The organism is Acidobacteriota bacterium, assembly GCA_012729555.1.
GTDB lineage: Bacteria > Acidobacteriota > UBA6911 > UBA6911 > UBA6911 > UBA6911.
In genome coordinates, this window is the sequence record JAAYCX010000096.1 from 17,367 (window position 1) to 36,177 (window position 18,811).

The 18,811-nt window shown below is 62.5% G+C and carries 11 protein-coding genes; 4 read left to right on the top strand and 7 right to left on the bottom strand.

Annotated elements, in window-relative coordinates; genetic code table 11:
- Nucleotides 1-168 precede the first annotated feature (168 nt).
- From GXY47_16585 to GXY47_16595, 3 genes are all read left to right on the top strand, one after another.
- Nucleotides 169-759, top strand: a complete 591-nt coding sequence (locus GXY47_16585) for a NifU family protein (GenBank protein ID NLV32758.1) — start codon at nucleotides 169-171, stop codon at nucleotides 757-759.
- A 173-nt stretch (nucleotides 760-932) separates the two neighbouring features.
- On the top strand, nucleotides 933-1,232 hold the full coding sequence (locus GXY47_16590; GenBank protein NLV32759.1) for an HU family DNA-binding protein: 300 nt from the start codon (nucleotides 933-935) through the stop codon (nucleotides 1,230-1,232).
- A gap of 264 nt (nucleotides 1,233-1,496) precedes the next feature.
- Nucleotides 1,497-6,860 carry a sigma 54-interacting transcriptional regulator gene (locus GXY47_16595; protein NLV32760.1) on the top strand — a complete coding sequence of 1,788 codons (5,364 nt, stop codon included), beginning with the start codon at nucleotides 1,497-1,499 and terminating at the stop codon, nucleotides 6,858-6,860.
- Nucleotides 6,861-6,881: 21 nt separating this feature from the next.
- On the opposite strand, the gene GXY47_16600 is transcribed toward GXY47_16595, so the two are convergent.
- The gene (locus GXY47_16600) at nucleotides 6,882-8,756 is read right to left on the bottom strand and encodes a diguanylate cyclase (protein NLV32761.1); all 1,875 of its coding nucleotides are present in this window, start codon (nucleotides 8,754-8,756) and stop codon (nucleotides 6,882-6,884) included.
- 1,402 nt (nucleotides 8,757-10,158) lie between these two features.
- Nucleotides 10,159-12,534, bottom strand: a complete 2,376-nt coding sequence (locus tag GXY47_16605; protein ID NLV32762.1) for an HlyD family efflux transporter periplasmic adaptor subunit — start codon at nucleotides 12,532-12,534, stop codon at nucleotides 10,159-10,161.
- A 180-nt stretch (nucleotides 12,535-12,714) separates the two neighbouring features.
- On the opposite strand from GXY47_16605, the gene GXY47_16610 reads away from it, so the two are divergent.
- Nucleotides 12,715-13,548 carry a formylglycine-generating enzyme family protein gene (locus GXY47_16610; protein NLV32763.1) on the top strand — a complete coding sequence of 278 codons (834 nt, stop codon included), beginning with the start codon at nucleotides 12,715-12,717 and terminating at the stop codon, nucleotides 13,546-13,548.
- Between the two features lie 66 nt (nucleotides 13,549-13,614).
- Here the strand turns inward: GXY47_16610 and GXY47_16615 are convergent, their stop codons facing one another.
- The 5 genes from GXY47_16615 to lepB all read right to left on the bottom strand — a co-directional run bounded on the left by GXY47_16615 (nucleotide 13,615) and on the right by lepB (nucleotide 18,607).
- Nucleotides 13,615-14,790, bottom strand: coding sequence for a class I SAM-dependent rRNA methyltransferase (locus tag GXY47_16615; protein ID NLV32764.1), 1,176 nt, complete (start codon nucleotides 14,788-14,790; stop codon nucleotides 13,615-13,617).
- Between the two features lie 27 nt (nucleotides 14,791-14,817).
- Nucleotides 14,818-16,095: a CCA tRNA nucleotidyltransferase gene (locus GXY47_16620; GenBank protein NLV32765.1), complete on the bottom strand. Its 1,278-nt coding sequence runs from the start codon at nucleotides 16,093-16,095 to the stop codon at nucleotides 14,818-14,820.
- A 55-nt stretch (nucleotides 16,096-16,150) separates the two neighbouring features.
- Nucleotides 16,151-17,269: a tetratricopeptide repeat protein gene (locus tag GXY47_16625; GenBank protein ID NLV32766.1), complete on the bottom strand. Its 1,119-nt coding sequence runs from the start codon at nucleotides 17,267-17,269 to the stop codon at nucleotides 16,151-16,153.
- 83 nt (nucleotides 17,270-17,352) lie between these two features.
- Nucleotides 17,353-17,925, bottom strand: coding sequence for a hypothetical protein (locus tag GXY47_16630; protein ID NLV32767.1), 573 nt, complete (start codon nucleotides 17,923-17,925; stop codon nucleotides 17,353-17,355).
- Between the two features lie 22 nt (nucleotides 17,926-17,947).
- Nucleotides 17,948-18,607 (bottom strand): signal peptidase I, encoded by a 660-nt coding sequence (gene lepB, locus GXY47_16635; protein NLV32768.1) that lies wholly within the window; start codon nucleotides 18,605-18,607, stop codon nucleotides 17,948-17,950.
- Nucleotides 18,608-18,811: the final 204 nt, after the last annotated feature.

Genomic DNA, 18,811 nt, shown 5'->3' on the forward strand with positions numbered 1-18,811 from the left:
GGCCGGCGGGGCGCCGAAGCCTCATCATAACCGAGTCGGGCCGATTTTTCATGCCCGATGACGGCCTCCGGAGCTGTTGACACGGCCGAGCCTTGTCGGTTACCTTCCTCCTCATCGGGCGGCGTGGTGCAAAGCGCGCCCGGGCCCATCAGCCGAAAGGAGAAGATCGTGGAACAAGAGATATCGATCACCGGCGAACCGGCCGTCAGTCCCGAGACCTGCCTGTTCAGGGTGGACCGCCCCGTCTACCCGGGGGGCGCCGCCTTTTTCGGGAACCGGGAGGCGGCCGGGCTCTCCCCTCTTGCACGGCGGATCTTCGGGATCGCGGAGGTGGAGAGCGTCCTGATCGCCGGGGAGCGGGTCACGGTCACCAAATCGGGGATCGACCCCTGGCCCGTCATCGGCAGGCAGATCGGCGCGAAGATCCGCGAGCACATCCGCTCGAACGATCCCGCGGTCAGCGAGGAATTCGAGCGGCGGATGCCGTCCGAGGCGGAGATCCGGACCAGGGTCGAGGCGCTCCTCGAAAAGGAGGTCAACCCGGCGCTTGGGGCGCACGGCGGTTATGTGGAGCTCGTCGAGGTCCGGAAGAACTCGCTCTACCTCAAGCTGGGAGGGGGGTGCCAGGGGTGCGCGTCCGCCGGAATGACCATGAAGCTTGGGGTCGAAAAGGCGATCCGGGCCGCCATTCCCGAGGTCGGGGAGGTTCTGGACACGACCGATCACGCCGCCGGGCGCAACCCCTACTGCGCTTCCTGAACCGCCCGAAAGCGACGAAATCGGGGCTTTCGGGCCCCGATGGCGCTCGGACAGCGATAAATAGCGGGTTTTTGTAAAATCTTCATTGCTTTTTCTGAGAATTTACGGAAAATGTCCATAGCCTGTTTGCTGTGTTCCAAAAAGTTCATAACCAAATTTTCGGGAGGAGTTTAATGGCTGGAAAAGTGATGACGAAGGCTCAGTTAGTTTCCCTGATAGCTGACAAGGCTGACATTACCAAGGCAGCGGCAAACCAGATTCTCGAAATCATCGCCGCCACGGCGGTGGTTGAGACCAAGAAAAACGGCCAGTTCATCATCCCTGGAATTGGCAAACTCGTGAAATCGCATCGCAAGGCGAGAATGGGACGGAATCCCCAGACCGGTGCCGCGATCAAGATCCCGGCCAAGACGGTGGTGAAGTTCAGAGTGGCCAAGGCCTGCAAGGACGCCGTCGTCCCGGGCAAAAAGTAGCCGGACCTCCACGGGATTTTTTAAAATCAGGCCTTCAGGAGTCCGCTCCGGAAGGCCTGATTCGTTTAACTCCCCCCCCCCTGTTCCCCCCGCAAAGGGTATTCGATATATCAAATTTGATTGTGTGCGCCCGCCCTTGGATTTATAATGCCCGGGTTCGCCCCCCGCTCACCCTGGATGTGCCTGTGACGGCCCGGTTCCCCGGCGCCTTCGCACCCTTTGTGCTTCTGATGGCAGTGAACCGATCCTTCCGGGAGGAAGGCTATGAGCGTACATCAGGGAAAACTCAAGGAGGGCTCCATTGTCGCCCGGCGGTACCGGGTCGAAGGGATTCTGGGTTGCGGTACGGCGGGGGATGTCTACGCCTGCCGGGACCTTTGCGACGGTTCGGGCGATCTGGTCCTCCGGATGCTGGGCCCGGTGGATGCGACCGGGGAAGAGGGGCATGCCCTTCGGGCCACGTTGTCGATGCTGGTGCGCCTGCGCCATCCGGGCCTGGTTCCCGTCCTCGATTTCGGGATCGCCGAGGATTCGGGCGCGCTGTTCCTGACCGAGGAGCGGGTGGAGGGGGCGAGCCTGCGGGCGGCCGCCGGGGGGCTGACCCCGGAGAAGGCGCTCGCCCTGGGCGCCGAACTGGCGGCCACCCTCCACCACCTGCACGGCAGGGGGATCGTGCACGGGGATCTGACGTCCTCGACCATCCTGCTGGTGGGGGAGGGGGAAGAGGCGCGCCCCGTCATCCTGGGCTACGGAGTGCGGCGGTTCCTCCCCGATGACGGCGATCGCCTCTCCCCGTCCTGCGCCGCTCCCGAGCTGCTGCTGGGCGGGCGGCCCACGGCCCGGTCCGACATCTACGCCCTGGGTATCCTGCTCTACCTGCTGATCTGCGGGCGTTTCCCCTTTGAAGACGACGACGAGGGGTTCCTGATCCAGAAGCAGCTCCAGGCGGGGGTGGACCTGCGCCCGATCGAGAGCCTGCGCCGGGGCGGCGCCCTGGCCCTGCTCCTGGGCCGGATGCTCGAAAAAGACCCGGAAAACCGGACGATAACGGCGCTGGAGGCGGCTGCCGCCATCGGGGGCCTCGTCCGCTCCGACGGGCCGGTCTGGGAGCCGGAGTGCCGTTTTTCCGCCGCCCCTTTCGTGGGGAGGGAGCGCGAAATGCAGCGGGTCCAGGCCCGCGCCCGCAGGGTGAGGGAAAGCGGGCGGGGATGGACCCTTTTCCTGGCGGGGGAGGCGGGGGCCGGGAAGACCCGGTTCATGGAGGAGATGAGAAGCCGGGCGCTGCTCGAGGGGTGGCACGTGGCCGAAGGCGCCTGCGGGGTCCGGGCGGAGTCGGGCTACGCCCCCTATCGGCAGGTCCTTTCGCAACTGGACCCGGAAGGGGAGACCTCCCTTTTCGACCAGGCGGTCCGGACCGGTTCCTCGGACCCGGGCGACGGGGCGTCGGGTTTCGCCACGGGGCAGTTCCAGGATCAGCTGACCCGGGAACTGGTGCGGCGGCTGGGAGACACCCCGACGCTCCTGCTGCTGCACGATTTTCACAATGCCGACCGCTCCAGCTGCGCGGTGCTCGACTACCTGGGGGCCGATATCCACTCCCACCCGGTCCTGGCCTGCGTCAGTCTCCGTTCGGGGGAGGAATCGAGCGGGTACCTGGAGGCGGTCATGGAAACGGCCGTGCGCAACGAAAGGGGGGAAGTCCTCACGCTCGAGCCCCTGGACCGGGAGAGCCTCCGAAGGATGGCCGTGGGGATCACCGGCTCGAACGATCTGCCCGCGGCCCTGAACGACTGGCTCTACCGCGCCGTCGGGGGGAACCCCCTCTTCCTGGAGCAGATGTTGAAGCATCTGCTGGAACAGGGGGCGTTGCGCCGCAGCTCGGGGGTATGGAAGTTCTTCGAGGGGAGCGCAAAAGACCTCGAGGTGCCGGCCGAGGTCGGGTCGGTTCTGACGAAGCGGCTGCAATCCCTGCCCCCCCCGGCAAGGAGCCTGGCGGACTGGCTGGCGCTGCGGCACCGACCCGTGGCCGCAGACTCCCTCGCCCCGGCCATGTCCTGGAGCCCCGGCCGGGTGGCGGGGGCGGTGGCGGAGCTCAGGCGGCGCCAGATGGTGCGGGTGGAGAGCGCGGGCGACCGGGAAACGGTCGACTTCAGCCACGAGCTCATTCCCGAAGTCGTGCGGCGGAACCTGCCGAAAGGGGCCGCGCCCCGGATGCATCGGAAGATCGCGGAGGGGATATTGCGGGAGAAAGGGGGTGCCGGGCGCTTCCACGAGCTGGCGCACCACTACATCGAGGGGAGGGCGGGCGTCGCTTCCATCCCGACGGTACTGGCCTCCGCGGCCCGGTCGCGGGCCGAATTCGCGCATGAAAAGGCCCTGCGCTGCTACGAGCACGTCTTCAGCCGCCGCAACGGGCTGACGGACGAGGAGGCCTGCCGCGCGGCGATCGATGCCAGCGACACCATGTTCGCCCTGGGGATGGCCGCCCGGGCGCTCGCCCTCCTCAGGAAGATCCTCGGCCGGCACCGGTCGGTGGGGCCGGAAGTGCGTGCGCGCATGTACATGCAAATGGCCCTGGCGTGCCAATATATCGGCAACGTCCGGATGCAGGAAGCCTACTGCAGGAAGGGGCTGGATGTGTTCGACCGCCATCCGGCCCCCGGCCCCAACCTGACCCGGGCCATGCTCTGGGCCGAACTTGCCTTCATCGCCGTACTCCAGTCCAGCCCCCGCAAGGGCCTGAGGTGCCTGGACAAGGCGCTCGCGGCCTGTCCTGAGAAGAACGCCACCGCCTTGAGGGGCCGGATTCAGAATTTGTATGCTTCGCTTTATTGTGTTGCGGCGGATCTAAAAAACGCTCTTGCTGCCAGCAAAAGAGCCACTTCGATAATGAAGGATTCCAGTGAATCTTTCTTGGCATGCTCTGCAATGTCGACAAATGGCTTGATTCTTATGAGACTGGGAAGATTTGGTTTGGCCCTCGATAGGCATGAGCAAGCTGTAGAATTGAGCGAGAAGAGCCGATCCTTTGTTATCCTTTCACAATCTCTTGGGAACAAAGTAGAGTGCCTCTGCCGAATGGGTCAGCTACAAAACGCATTGATCGCCGAGGATAAAGCAGCAAAAGCTGTGGAGCATGCAAACAATCCCGCAATACGATTGGCTGTTGTAACGATAATGGCTGAGGTTCGATTCGCATCCGGGGATTATCGCAAGGCTTGCGAATTGATCTCGATGATGTTTCAGGATGGCAATAAGAATCTCTCCCCTTTCAATATCGGACATGCGCACTACGTTGCAGCGGAGTTAAGCTTTTACCTGGGCCGGCTGCCGGAAGCCCTGCGACGTATCGAGGAACTGTCCAGATACGGCAGCGCCGAGGCCCCCCTCTATGAGCATGAACTGGCGGAGGGGCTTCGGGCGCGTATCATGGCCGAGCAGGGGCGGGGGGAGGAAGCGCTGAAAAGGCTGAGGGCGCTCGATCGCGCGGTGACCCGGAAACACTGGCCCTACCAGATGTGCATCATTCGGCTGCATCTCGGCGAGGTCCAGTTTCAATGTGGGAGGCCTGTGGAGGCTGAACGATATGGCAGAAACGCCCTCAGGCTGGCCCGCGGCATGGGGGCCGGTCCCCTGATGCAGAGGGCTCGTCTCCTTCTCGGATCGATCTATTCCCCCTGCCGCGGACGGTCGGGGGAAGCCGTCACGGACAGGAACAAGGCAGTTGAGCAACTGGACCTGTGTATCCGCGGCGACGAATCCTTTGCACATCATGAATCCCTCTGGCGCGCCCATGCGGAATTGAGCCTGCTTTATGGCGAAGAGGGGGACCAGAGGCGAAGTTACGAGTGCGCTGAAAAGGCTTATGCGCACCTCTGCAGGCTGGAGGGCCAGCTCCCGCCGGAGGCGCTGGTTTCCTTTTACACCGTCTTCGGCCGGAGCCGGCTGAAACTGGAACTCCTTGGCGCCATCGAAAACGGGCGGACGCAGCGGCCGATCCAGGTCGGTTTCGAGGGACCGGGCTCCGGAGACCGGAACGCTCGTACGCTGCAGCGCCTGAGCGCGGTGATCACTTCCTCGCAGGACCTGGACAATCTTCTGGAGGCGCTTCTGGAGCAGCTGCTGCCGGCGATCGGGATGACGCGGGCGTTCGTCTATCTGTGCCAGGAATCCTCCGGGAGACTGCGGCCTGCAAAGGGGAGGGGGATCGAAAAAGTCAACCTGACCGAGCCCGGTTCGGTCCACCGGGAGGTCGTGGAGACCGTGTTCCACGAAGAGATCCCCGTCATCAGCGCCGATTGCCGGCGGGATCCACGGATCAGGGCCCCCCGGGGGGGCGGGGGGAGATTGATGTGTGCCCCCTTGAAGGCTCCCGGCAGGGTGATCGGGGTCCTGTATGCCGAGCATGACGCCCCTTCGGACGGCATTTCCGAGCCGGTGATCAATCTCTTTGCCGCCGCCTGCTCCCTGACGGCACTGGGGATCGCAAACCTTCTCACGCGGCCGCGTCCGCCTGCAATCCATATCCCTCCGGCCGGTGCGCGGTCCGATGCGAAGGACCCCTATCCCGAGATCGTAGGAAAGAGCCCGGCGATCTGTGCCCTGAAAGTGCAGATCGGGTCGGTTGCCGCCTCGCCGCTCGACGTGTTGATCACCGGGGAGAGCGGCACTGGAAAGGAACTGGTGGCGCGCGCCATTCATCGGACGAATCCCGGAAAGCGCGGCAAGTTCTTATCGGTGGATTGCGGCGCCCTTTCGGAGTCGCTGGTGGAATCGGAGCTGTTCGGCTTTCGCCGGGGCGCCTTCACGGGGGCCTTGGAGGACAGGCCGGGGTGTTTTGAAGCCGCCGATGGGGGAGTGCTTTTCCTGGATGAGTTCAGCAATCTGCCGTTGACGACTCAGGTGAAATTCCTCCGGGTGATACAGGAACGGGAGGTGCGCCGGATCGGCGAAATGCATACCCGGAAATTGGATATCCGCATCATCACCGCTTCCAACCGCATCCTCCTGGACGAAGTGCGCGCGGGCCGCTTTCGGGAGGACCTTTACTACCGGATCAAAATCGTGCAGATCCACCTCCCTCCCTTGCGCGAGCGCAGGGAAGACATTCCGCTCCTCATAGACTGGTTTCTCGAAATGTGCGCGAAGCAGAAGGGTTTTCGCAGGCACGTGGGCTCCAATGCCATGGACCTGCTCCTCCGCTATTCCTACCCGGGGAACGTGCGCGAGTTGGGGGGGATGATTCAGGGAATCTATTATAACGGGAACGATCCCGTCATCGATGTCGGGGAGCTGCCCCCGGAGGTGCTCTGCGGACGGTTTTCCGGACCCTTGGCCGATCCGGATCCGGCCGAGCGAATCTATCGCGCCATCCTCGAAGGGCAGGGGGATTTCGACGGACTGGTCAAAGCCCCGTTTCTTCTTCACCGGATGGGCGCCGCGCTGGTGAGCGACATCATCGGCAAGGCACTGGCGGAAACGAACGGCAACTACAGGATGGCGTTGAGGCTTCTCCGGGTTCCCGATCGGCGCTACACCTCCACCCTGCAGTTTCTCAAGCGGAACGGGTGCTACCTGCCCTACCGGTCTTTTCGAAAAAAGGGGGGAGACGGGGACAGCGATTCCTGAACGCGCGGGGCCGGTGGGGAGTCAGGGGCGCTGGGTGAAATCAATGACGTTATCGCCCTGCGGCAGTTCAGCTGATGTGGATTTGACCGCTTCCAGGGCGGTATGCAGGAGGGTCATGATGGTGGCGCCGTCCCTGGGATGGACGGCGATGCCGGCCTTGAAGTCGACGGCGATCCCCTGGACCGCATTGGTGACCTCCCGCCTGATTTGCTGCTTCAACCGGTCGGCGCAGCGGATGGCCTGCTCTTCCCGCATCCCGGGGAGGAGCGCCACAAACCCCTGGTTCCCGTAACGCACCAGGGTGTCCGTCCCCCGGAGTTCGGGCTTGATGCAGCCGGCGATCCTTCGGAGCAGGGAGTTGCCCTGATGACCGCCGTAGAGGCGGGTGATCTGGTTCAGATTCCTGATTTCCAGGTAGATGAGCGCGAGCGGAGCCTTGGTGGTTGCTGCCGCGGCAAGGAGTTGCGGGCCGATGGCGGCCAGGTAGGAGACCCGGGGGACCTGGGTCGTGGGATCGAGCAGATCCGGGTCCTCCGATCCCTTGCGCTTTTTGGACTCGGCAATCAGGGGCGCGATCAGGTCGGCCAGCATCTGCAGGTGGTCCTGGTGCTCCTGGGTATAAAAGCCCTTTTCCTGCGCGTAGAGGGAGAGGGTGCCCAGGGGCTCGTCCTCGTAGACCACCGGGACCGCGAGGGCGTCGGCGAGTGAGCTGAAATCCCCCGCCAGCCCTGTGAAATCGAGCGCCGGACCGGTGTTGCGCATGGGGCGGCGGTAGGCTGCCACCCAGCCGCTGATCCCCATTCCCATTTCCATGCCATGTCCACGGAGATGCTGGGAATGGCGGCCGGTCGCGGAGGCGGCTTCAAGGCGGCCTTTTTCATTCCCTAGATAAAGCGCACAGGTGCTGAAGGGCAAAAAAGGCTCCAGCTGGCTGAGCACCACCGGAAAAACATCCTTCAGTTCAAAGTAGCCCGACATGGTGTTGCAGAATTCGGCGATGCGGACGAATTCCGCCGGCAGATCGGCGGCTGGCGTAGACAACAACCGGGCTGCGGTACCGGACTGATCAGGCTGGAAGTATTTGCGGAAGGAGAGTTCGGGGGCGTTGGACGATTCCCGAATGGCTTCTTCCTCCAGTTCGTGGATGTGCTCCACCAGCAACTGCACCAGTTTGGGGTCGAAAAAGGTGCCCGATTCGGATCGCAGAACCTCGAGGGCTTCTTCGGTAGACATGGCGAGCTTGTACGGCCTGGAGAAGCGGATGGCGTCGAAGGCATCCGCGACCGACAGGATCCGGCCTCCAAGCGGAATGTCTTCTCCCTTCAACCCGTCGGGATACCCGTTCCCGTCCCATCGTTCATGGTGGCAGCGTACATACCGGGCCACCGGGAAGGGGAACCGGACCTGCTGCAGGATTTCGTCACCTGCGGCGGCGTGCATTTTGATTTTTTCGAACTCCTGGCTCGTAAGTTTTCCGGGCTTGTTCAGGATGAAGTCATCCACCGCCAGCTTGCCGATGTCATGCAGGAGCGCGCCGGTCTCTATCGCCTTCAGTTCATCGGGAGCCGTGATGCCGATGAACCTGGCCAGCCCCATTGCGTACACCCTGACCCTGCGGATATGACCGTAGGTGGTCTGGTCCTTGGCGTCCACGGCCAGAGCAAGGGATTCTACAGTCCTTAAATATAAATCTTCCTGCTCTTTAAGGTGATTTTCCGCCTCCAGGATCCGGGCGTTGTTGGCGATGATGCGGGAACGGTTCTGCTGGTGGTATCCCCAGACGAGTCCCAGCAGCGGTGCCAGGGCAAGGGGAAGGAACTCCTGCCACCGGTGCAGGATCACGAAGGAGGTGGCGATCCCCGCCGAGGCCGAGAACTCCATCGCCAGCGGCATCATGGTTTTGGCCCAGAATCTTACAATGTTTTCGTTTAAGGACCAAGAAATTGCAACGGCTACCAAACTGGAATTCGCTGCAAAGTATGTAATGGTTAAAATGGCGGATCCAACCACAATATCAAGGATCTGATCGTGACCCCCAATCATCCTGTGATAGACAAAGCTGTAAAGCCAAGCTACACAAATTGTACTGGATAGATTAAATACTATCTGATACGTGGGTATTTTGGGGCTTTTGGCGAATACCGAAATCAAAAAAGTGTGGCAGAAGGTGGCTACAACGCATGGGGCAATCCCATACATCATGCCAATCGCCATAATGTATGCATCCCCAATGCTTATAGTAGTTTTTGCGGAATCTATGGAGATCTTGAGAGAAACAGAGATGATGACAAGGGCGAGAAATAATAGCCAGCCGGGACTATAGGATTCAGTGACAATTTTCCCCAAGGTCCATATAACTATAGGCATAGCTATAATGGACAGGAGTATTATGTATGCTTTTAGCTTTTTTGGAAGATCAGCCCATTTCATGGATTTCTGCCGCATATCATAAGCGATCATATCGACAGCTGAACCCATAAAATTTACGAAATCCTCTCGTCCGGTGGGTGAGGGGCTCGAGGAAGGCAGGCCGATATGACTCGGCCTGCCTTCCGGTTAGCCAGTGTCCCTAGGGCTGGGCGACAGTCCAGAACACTCCAGGCGTTTCACGGCTTTCGAGAACTTCAATTTCAGTCTGCATTTGAGTCTCCACTTGGTTTTGAGTGAGCCAATGATTCTGTTTCACCACCGGCTACAGCCAAAGAATCGCACTTGCCATAGCTACCCTCCTTTTCAAGCTTGGGAGTGGCAATTGACAATCTCCGATTAAAAGCACAAACACACCCCCCCTTGGCTTTTGAAACCAAAAGGTCTGCGTTTGCAACACAATGAGGTCGAACACAGGATGGTTCAGCGCCCATGCCGCCGACCGGATAAACTGCTAATGCATCCGTCCGGTCTGCCGATAAATCCGAACAGGATCTTTCGGCAAAAAACACAACCTGCAAGGCAGAGCCTTTTTCGACCCCAGGTTAGCGCTCTTACTCAGATTGGTAGTAGCACCGGGTTCCGCTTGAACTTTCTGTCAATGGACCAAGCGCTCTTCAAGGTGAGAGAGCTATTCGAGAAACTTCACTTTCCCCACGGATCCGCCAAACCCGGAAGCCATTTAGCGCCCATGCCATAACTTCCGGCAACGTCTCCGCTTACGACAAACTTAGTGATGGCGCCAATCTATCAGCACTTTTCGAGCACTGTCAACCATTTTCCGCGTGGTTTATTTAATTTTTTATTGGGGCTTCCGGGCCGGAAATCTTGGCTTCAGAGGATCTTCGGGACGTGTCCGGCCGGCGGGGAATCAGGGGAGGTATTCCCAGAACTCGGTTCGGATCCATCGAACCGCCCGGCGGAAGGCGATGGCGAAGACGGTGCGCTTGCCGCAGAGGATCTTTCCGACCCCCGTCATCCCCGATTTCAGGGTGCCGTCGGTGTTGGTCAGCTCTCCGTGGACGAGCACCGTGCGGTCGGTTCCGGTGGTGGCGGCCACCGGCGCAATGCTTTTGACATGAGCCTCGTACCAGCGGCCCGGGTACCCCCGTACCTTGAGGCTGATCGGCATCCCGACGCTCACCTCCCCGATCTCCTTTTCGGGGACCGGCATCTCGATGAGCATGCTCCCTTCGCTGACGATGTCGCAGAACGGGTCCCCCTTCTCGAGGTAATCCCCGATCCGGTTCTGCAGGTGGGCGGTGGCGACGATCCCCTCTATGGGGCTGCGTACCTTGAGCTTTTCCCTCTGCCGCTCGAGGATGCCGAGCTTCTCCTCCAGCTTCGATACCTGGGATTCGCTCGCCCGGACCGATTCCTTTCGGGCGCCCGCCAGCAGGATATTGAGCTGGCTCTCGGCCTGGGCCAGCTCCTTGCGCTTGATGTCCCGGTTCCGGTCCGTCTGCTCTTCCAGGATGCTCAGCTGCCCCCTGGCTTCCGCCAGTTCCTTCTGCTGGACCTCGAAGGCGGTCCGGTCGCGGTCGGCCTCGATCCTGGCTATGAGGCCGGAATTCAGGAGGCTCAGGGTCCTTTCATAATTCAGCTGGGCGTTCTTCAGCTCCGATTCCCGCTTGGCGATAGTCTCCCGGAGCAGGGCCCTTTCCTGATCGATCCGTGAGACGTTAACCAGCTCGGCCCGCTTGGTTTCCACCTGCCGCCGGGCGTTTTCGATCTCCTCCGGGCGGCTCCCCGCCTTGAGCAGGTCGAGCGACGCCCGCTGCGACGCCAGCTCCCCCCTGGTTTCCTCGTAGCTGTTGGACAACTCCAGATTTTCAATTTCCGCAAGGAGTTGCCCCGCCTGCACGCGGTCCCCCTGGTCCACGTGGATGCGCATCAGGTTCCCGTCCACCTGGGGGGACACCGAGACTTTCTGTGCGGCCGTGATGGCGAACTCGCCCGAAATCTTGAGCTGCCAGGGGAGGAACCCCGCCAGGAGCGCCAGCAGCAGGAGACCCATGTAGATCAGCGGCTTTTTCCTGATTCGGATGATCATGCCTGTCAATAGCTTGCGCGATGTCTCCACGTTCTCTTTCCGGGTGATCGGGATGGTGGCGAGAAAAAGGGCCGAGGTCGCGAGGATGCCCCAGAAGCGGTATTCCTGGATGATCCATCCCCCTATGCGGTGGAGCATGACGGCGACGAGGACGACAGTGAACAGGGAGGAGGCCAGGCCGTACCAGACCAGGATCCGGCGTTCTCTCCGGTTCGGTCCGTCCTCCGCCGCCGGCGTCCCGGTGACGAATCCCACCACCCGGTTTTTCAGGTAGGCGAGGGCCTTGGGCCTCAGGTTGGGGACCTGGACGTAGTCGCTCAGCATGTAATAGCCGTCGAGCCGGATCAGCGGGTTGAAGTTGAAGAGGGTCTGAATCCCCGAAAAGGCGATGATGATGAGGCACACCTGGCTGGCCAGGGTCTCAGGCGCCAGGATCCTCCAGGCGATGGTGGCCAGGGCCCATATGAAGATCTGGATGTAGCCTCCCGCCACCGAGACCAGGAGCCGTTCCCGCTTCCCCAGCATCCAGGCGTCGCTGACGTTGCAGTAGAACGCCGGGATGAAGTAGAGGAGCATGACGCCCATTTCCTCCACCCTGCCGCCGTGGTGTTTGAGCGTGAGCCCGTGCCCGAACTCGTGGATGGTGACGACGGTGAAGACCACCAGGAGGATCAGGGGGATGGAGTAGAGCGAAAAGAGCGACCCCATGGAGACGAAGAGCGAGCGGGCGTGCACGATGGAGAGGATGCCGGCGACGACGGCGGCGCCCCAGAAGACGGCCGAAAACGCGGGGGTGAAGAAAAAACGGAGCCTCTTTTCCAGCAGGGTCAGCGTCCGGTCGGGGTTGAAGGCGTGGAGCTTGATCGACAGCAGGTTTTTGAAGCTCCCCTTCGAGCCCCGGGCCACGCCTTCGAGCCGTGTCCAGCAATAGGGGTGATCCAACAGGAGCAGGTGGCGCAATTTCCCGACGAAGTCCTCCAGCTGGTGCTCCAGGACTTCGGCCCGGTGTTTTTCGGACGCCTCGGCGGCGATGGCGGCCAGGTCCCGGCTGCCGTCCAGAAGCTCGAGCACCGTTGCCTGGACGGGGGTGAAGCGGTAGAAGCGGCGGGTGACGGGGTCTTTGACGATGACGCCGGAGGTGCCTTCGGGCGAGATCTCGAGATCCGTTCGCAATTTCTCCAGCGCTGTTGCCATCCCGGGCCTCGGCGAGCTGTTGGACATTGCGGTGACATTATCCCGCCTGGGTGCGAATCATATTAAATGCACGGTTGCGATTGCAACAGTTATGTAACCTTTTAGTGTAATTGACTGGCAAATGGAGGTATTGTATAAATCGCGGTTCAGGCTGGTAAAAGCGTAATCATGGAGGAACGGATGATGTCGAAGAAAGCTCTGATGGTCCTTGCCGCACTGATTCTGATGTACGGGCTCGTCGCCTGCGGGAAGAAGGATGCCGAGCCGCAGGAAGAGGCGGCCGTGGAGCCGGCGGCGCCTGAAGTCGTGCCCGGGGAGATGGTCCTCATCCCGGAAGGGGAGTTCATCCTGGGGACGAACGACAAGGAATCGATCGCCTATCCCGAGCAGAAGGTCAACCTTCCCGCGTTCTGGATCGACAAGTACGAAGTCACCAACATGGAGTTCCTGGAGTTCTCCATCAAGAACAGCTACGCCGGTGAAGGGGCCAAGGAGGGGCGCGACTGGAGGCTTTTCTTCACGCCCGAAAAGGGGATGTTCCCCGTGGTCTATATCACCTGGAACGACGCGGACGCCTACTGCAAGGCGCAGGGGAAGAGGCTGCCGACCGAGGAGGAGTGGGAAAAGGCCGCCCGGGGCACCGAGGGGTTCATCTACCCCTGGGGGAACGAGTGGCAGGACGGCATGAGCAACACCTACGAATCGGGGCCGGCCAAGCCCGAGGCCATCGGGCAGTACAACGACGTGAGCCCCTTCGGGGTGCGTGACATGCTGGGGAACGTCCAGGAATGGACTTCCTCGTGGTATACCACCTACAAGGGAAACCCGAAGAGGGATCCGAAATCGGGCAAGACCCTGCGCGTGGTCCGCGGCCTCGCCTCCCGTTACCGCGGGAAGATGGGGCACCTGTACGACCGGGCGGCTCAGCCGCCGAGCGCGCTCTATGATTTCGGCTGCCGTTGCGCCAAGGACGCCACCCCCGAGGATGTCGCCCAGGCCGCCCAGGCCCGATAGGCCCGATAACGAAGACAGGCTCGTTCAGGCGCCGGCGCTCTCCCGGCGCCTGGACGGGCTGCCGCGTTACAACGCCCGCAGGATGAAGCACTTCAGGTAATAGGTTTCAGGCATCCCCGCCAGACTGGGGTGGTCGGCCGCCTGTCCCCGTTTTTCGACCAGCTGCAGGGGGCGTCGGCAATCGCGCGCCGCCTCCGAGATCAGGTCGAAGAAATCGGCTTCGGACATGTGGTAGGAACAGCTCGAGGTGATGAGCACCCCCTCGGGCCGCAGGAGCTTCAGCGCACGCAGGTTGATTTCCTTGTACCCGCTCCGGGCGCCCGCAATCGACTTCCGGTTCTTGGCAAAGGCTGGGGGGTCGAGGCAGATCGTGTCGAACGTCTCCCCCGCGCGTTCGAGTTCGCGCAGCAGATCAAAAACGTTCCCCTCGCGGAAATCGGTGTTGTCGAACCCGTTCAGGGCGCTGTTGCGCCCGGCCATGGCGGCCGATTCCGGGGAGGCGTCCACCCCGAGCACGCTCTGGCAGCGCGAAGCGAAATGGAGCGCGAAGGCGCCGGTGTGGGTGAAGCAATCGAGGGCGCGCCCGGAGGCGTACGTCTTCGCCGCGACCCGGTTGTCGCTCTGATCCAGGAAAAACCCGGTCTTCTGCCCCCGGCGCAGGTCGACGATGAAGCGGACCCCGTCCTCGGCGATCTCGATCTCCCCGGGGATCTCCCCGCGCAGGACGCCCGAGACCTCATCGAGCCCCTCGAGCCTGCGAGCCCTGACGTCGTTGCGTTCGAGAATCCCCGCGGGGTGGAGTGTCTCCTCGAGGATGTCGGCGATCAGGGTCTTGAGAGCGTCGGCCCCCCGGGACAGGGTCTGCAGCACGAGCCGGTCCGAATAACGGTCCACGATGATGCCCGGGAGGAGGTCCCCCTCCGCGAACACCAGGCGGCAGGCGGAGGAAGGGCCGATCCGGCCGCGTCTCCGCCCGACGGCGGACTCGATCCGCGCGCGGAGCAATTCCGGCGAGGCGACCTCGGGGCTGCGGGTGAACAGGCGCAGCCGGATCTGGGACTGCGGGCTGTAGAAGGCCGTGCCGAGTTCGTTCCCTGCGCCGTCGGCGACCCGGACGAATACCGGATCCCCCTCCGGCCCGCGCTCGAGGTCCCCCGCATAGATCCACAGGTGCCCCCTGCGGATCCTCCGCACCGCGGCACCGTTCACCTGGACTGTCTGGTCGAGCGAAAATGGGTTCAATCGATGCCTCGAATCTGTGAATGGGGTTTAAGTGTCTCCGTGCCGCTCCCGGAGGTACCGGAGCGCCTCCTCCCTCGTCGAGAGGGCGCCTTCGAACTGGAGGTTCCGGACGGTATCCAGGATCTCCCGGAACGCCGGCCCGGGCTCGAGGCCCAGGGCCACGAGGTCGGATCCATCGATGAGGGGGCGCAGGGGGGGGGAATCCCGGAATTCCCGCAGGCGGCGGCGCCACCCCGCGTGGAGCGAAGGAGTCCCTGAGCCGGCCGCCACCGCCGCCCCGAGCAGCCTCAGGTGGTCTTCGATGTCGGGGAGCGCCGCCATCCGCATCCATTCGCCCCGGCTCATTTCCGGGAGCCGGAAAAATTCGGGGTGGGTTTGGACCAGGCCGCGGACGGCCCGGATATCCCCGTTGGACATTTTCAAGCGGCGGCAGATCCGCTCGACCGTCTCCCCCCTTTGCGCCCCGCGCCCCTCGGTCCCCTCGGCCCGGTGTCCCGGCCCGGCGCCGACGTCCTTGAGCAGCGCGGCGAAGGCCAGGACCGGGGACCGGCCGCGGAGACGCGAAAGGACGGCCGAAGCGTGCGCCAGGAGGTCGCCGGAGCGGGGGTGGGGCGCCTGCTCCAGGATCGCGACCTCCGGCAGCAGCTCGGCGAGCAGGCGGCTCCTGTGGAGCAACTCGAGCCCGCGTCCCGGGTCGCGGCCGGTGAAGATCTCCTCCAGTTCGCCCCGGATCCGCTCCCAGCTGACCTCGGTGATGCGGGGGGCCAGGGTCCCGATGGCGTCCCATGTCTCCGGGGCGATGTCGAACCCGAGGCCGCAGGCGAAACGCAAGGCGCGCAGGAGGCGGAGCTTGTCTTCCCGGAACCGTTCCCGGGGGTCTCCTATGGTCCGGACGAGGCGGCGCTCGATGTCCTCCCGGCCGCCGACGTAATCGATGAGGCGGCCGCCGGTGGGGTCGTAGAACAGGCCGTTGATGGTGAAATCCCTGCGCCGGGCGTCTTCCGCCGGGCCGGAAAAGACCACGGATGAGGGGCGTCGCCCGTCAACATACTCCCGGTCGCTCCGGAAGGTGGCGACTTCGAACGCGCGCCCGTACATCGACACCTGGACCACCCCGAAATGGGCCCCGATCGCGCGCGAACGGGGGAAGAGGCGCCGCACCTCGTCGGGCGGGGCGCTCGTGGCGATGTCGATGTCCCTCGGTCTTCTCCGGAGCAGAAAATCGCGCACCCACCCCCCGGCGAAGTAGGCTTCGTACCCGCCGAGACGCAGCCTGTCGACGATGCGTCGCGCGGCTCTGATCATGGTTCCTTCGGGGCCCGTGCCGGGGGGAGGGCGAAGGGCCTCTCCCCGGGCCGGCCTAGGACAGCTTGTCGAGCTGCTTGTTCCAGTTGTCGTCCTTGAAGAGCTTCCGGAACAGGGAGCGGTAACGGGCGAAGGCTTTTCTGTCCCCCAGCTTGTGGCAGGCGAGGGCCATGCGGACGTAGAAGAGATCGTCGTTGGGAAACCGTTTGGCCAGCCTGAGCGTGGCTTCCCCCTCCTCCACCGCCTCCTTGTAGCGCCCGAGCTCGTAGTAATTGTCGGTCAGGAAGCTGCGGGCCTCCGCCTTCTCCAGGACGTCCTGGGGATTGCGGTGCAGCGTCTCCAGCGCGATCAGGAGCGACTTTTCAAAGGAATTGGTGCGGAAATGGCACTCGGCCATTTTCAGGTAGATCCAGGCCAGGTCCCTGCTCCTGGAGGTCAGCTGCTTCAGCTTGAGGATCTTCTCGTAGGTCTCGATCGCCATCGTGTAGTTGGACAGCTTCCGGTAGCATTCGGCCAGTTTCGCGTGGATTTCGTCGCGCCGCTCGAAGCGCGGATCCAGCTCCAGCACCTTGGAATAGTGCTTGATGGCCTCCTGGTGCTGCCCGAGCCCCAGGTAGTTGTTGGCCATGCTCTCGTAGAGGTAGGCGAGCCCCGGGTCGTTGTCGCTCAGCACCTGGATGGCTTTCTGGGAATAGCGGATCGCCTCGCCGTGCTTCCCCATCGCCTCGTAGTTCCGGCTGAGCCCCGCGTAGAGCATCCACTGGGTGTCCTTCTCCTGGCTGTCGATCTGCTCCTCGCACCTCTTCCGGGCCTCGAGCGATTTGGCCGTCTTCCCGTGGTATTCGTAGAGCGACCCGAGGTGGAAGAAGATGAACCCGTACATGTCCTGCATGAATTCGGGCTTCCGGGGGTCGAAAAGCCTGGCCGATTTGAGCAGGTACTCGAAAGCCTTCTTGTCCTCCCCGTTGTTGAAGTGGCAGATCCCGACCTGGCCGGCGAAATAGGCCTTGATGTTCTTCTGTCGGACGATCCCGAGCGCCTCGCCGTAGACCCGGGCGGCCTCCGGGTAGTTTCCCTTGTTGAAGAGCTCTTCGGCGTAGGCGTCGTGGAGCGAGATCCTCTCCGCGTCGGACCCGGCTCTTTTCAGTCTGGCGTTGAACTGTTGTTTGTTCACTCGATGCCCCCTGGAAACGATGTTTCAGACAGACGGTACTATACAATATTTCAGCGAAAGATGGAGATTTTCCCTAAGCGGGGCTACTGGTGGGCGACGAGGCGACCCGGTTCGATGTCGACCCGTTCGATTCCGTAGGGAAGAGTCGAGGGCTCGGTGGGATTGAAGGGAGGGGTCTGCCGCATCCCCACGGCCGCGATGATCTCGTTGACCAGCCCGCTCGGCAGGACGCGGCCGTCGAAGCGCGCTTGCTCCAGTTCATACCGCCCCCGGCCGTTGCCGGTGTGGAGCCTGCCGTCCGCGTCGAGGATGCGGGTGCCGGAGAACATGTAGGCGAGCAGGTTGCGGAACAGGCCCGTCGACGAGGTCCGCAGGCGGTCGAAGTCGATCACGGCGCGGGCCTGGAGCCGGTCCTGCTCGAACCTGACCTGGAGACTGCGCAGCGACGGGTGGTAGCGGGGTTTCAGGACCAGCTGAAGGTAGGAGTTGATCTCCTCCTCGGTAAAGGGGGTCGACAGGCTTTTCCCCGATTCCTTCTCCCGGGTGAAGCGTTCCATCTCCCTGATTTTTTCGGCGCAGCGCTCCGCGGCTTCCCCGGACAGGGCCGGTTCGGAACCCCGGAGCGGGAGGAGCCCGCCGGAGGTGAGGAGAATCACAAGCCCCCACGCGAGGGCGCGGCTAGCGGATGACCCTGGCCGTCCGTTCCCACCGGGTCTTCGTGAAGAAGTTGAGGAAGACATCGCCAAACTGTTTCATCCTGTCCGAAGCGCTGGTTTGAAGATATTCGTCCCTGGGGGTTTCGAAGGACCAGTAGATCACGAGCGCCTTCCCGAGCAGGTAGTCGCGCGGCACGCACCCCCAGAATCGGCTGTCCTGGCTGTTGTCCCGGTTGTCCCCCATGGCAAAATACTGGTCCTCCGGGACCTCGTACGGGCCGTAATGGCGGTAGATGCTGTCGGCGTCGATGTACTGGGTGTAGTCCTCCTCGAGCGCCTCGCCGTTGATGAAGATCTGCCGCCCGACCATCTCGACCTTGTCTCCCGGCATCCCTATAAGCCTTTTGACGTAGGCGACCTCGGGATTGTTCGGATATTTGAACACGATGACGTCTCCCCGCCGGGGCGTCCGGTAAGGGAGCAGTTTGGCCAGGAAGCCGGGGGTGATGCCGTAGGCGAGCTTGTTGACGAGGAGGTGGTCGCCGATGAGGAGGTTCGATTCCATCGATCCGGTCGGGATCTTGAACGCCTGGACCACGAAGGTGGTGGCGAAGAGCGCGATGATGGCGGTGATGACGATCGATTCGAAATATTCGCGTACGGTCGATTTATGGAATTCCAAGATCCCCTCCAGCCTGCCATGATTCCTAACGACCCACGGCGACTCATAGCAAAGGTCAAAAGTCTAACACAGCCCCGGCGTCCCGACAATCGCCCGGGGCCGGGCGGGGGCGGAATTTACCGGTTGGAATAATGGGTTAAGTCGCGTAATATCACCTCACAACGGGCGGTTAGCTCAGCGGCAGAGCATCGGTCTTACACACCG

Coding starts and splice junctions, on each gene's coding strand:
- GXY47_16600 (NLV32761.1), bottom strand. CDS start 8,756: ATGATGCCGCTGGCGATGGAGTTCTCGGCCTCGGCGGGGATCGCCACC.
- GXY47_16610 (NLV32763.1), top strand. CDS start 12,715: ATGATGTCGAAGAAAGCTCTGATGGTCCTTGCCGCACTGATTCTGATG.
- GXY47_16605 (NLV32762.1), bottom strand. CDS start 12,534: ATGGCAACAGCGCTGGAGAAATTGCGAACGGATCTCGAGATCTCGCCC.
- GXY47_16595 (NLV32760.1), top strand. CDS start 1,497: ATGAGCGTACATCAGGGAAAACTCAAGGAGGGCTCCATTGTCGCCCGG.
- GXY47_16590 (NLV32759.1), top strand. CDS start 933: ATGGCTGGAAAAGTGATGACGAAGGCTCAGTTAGTTTCCCTGATAGCT.
- GXY47_16620 (NLV32765.1), bottom strand. CDS start 16,095: ATGATCAGAGCCGCGCGACGCATCGTCGACAGGCTGCGTCTCGGCGGG.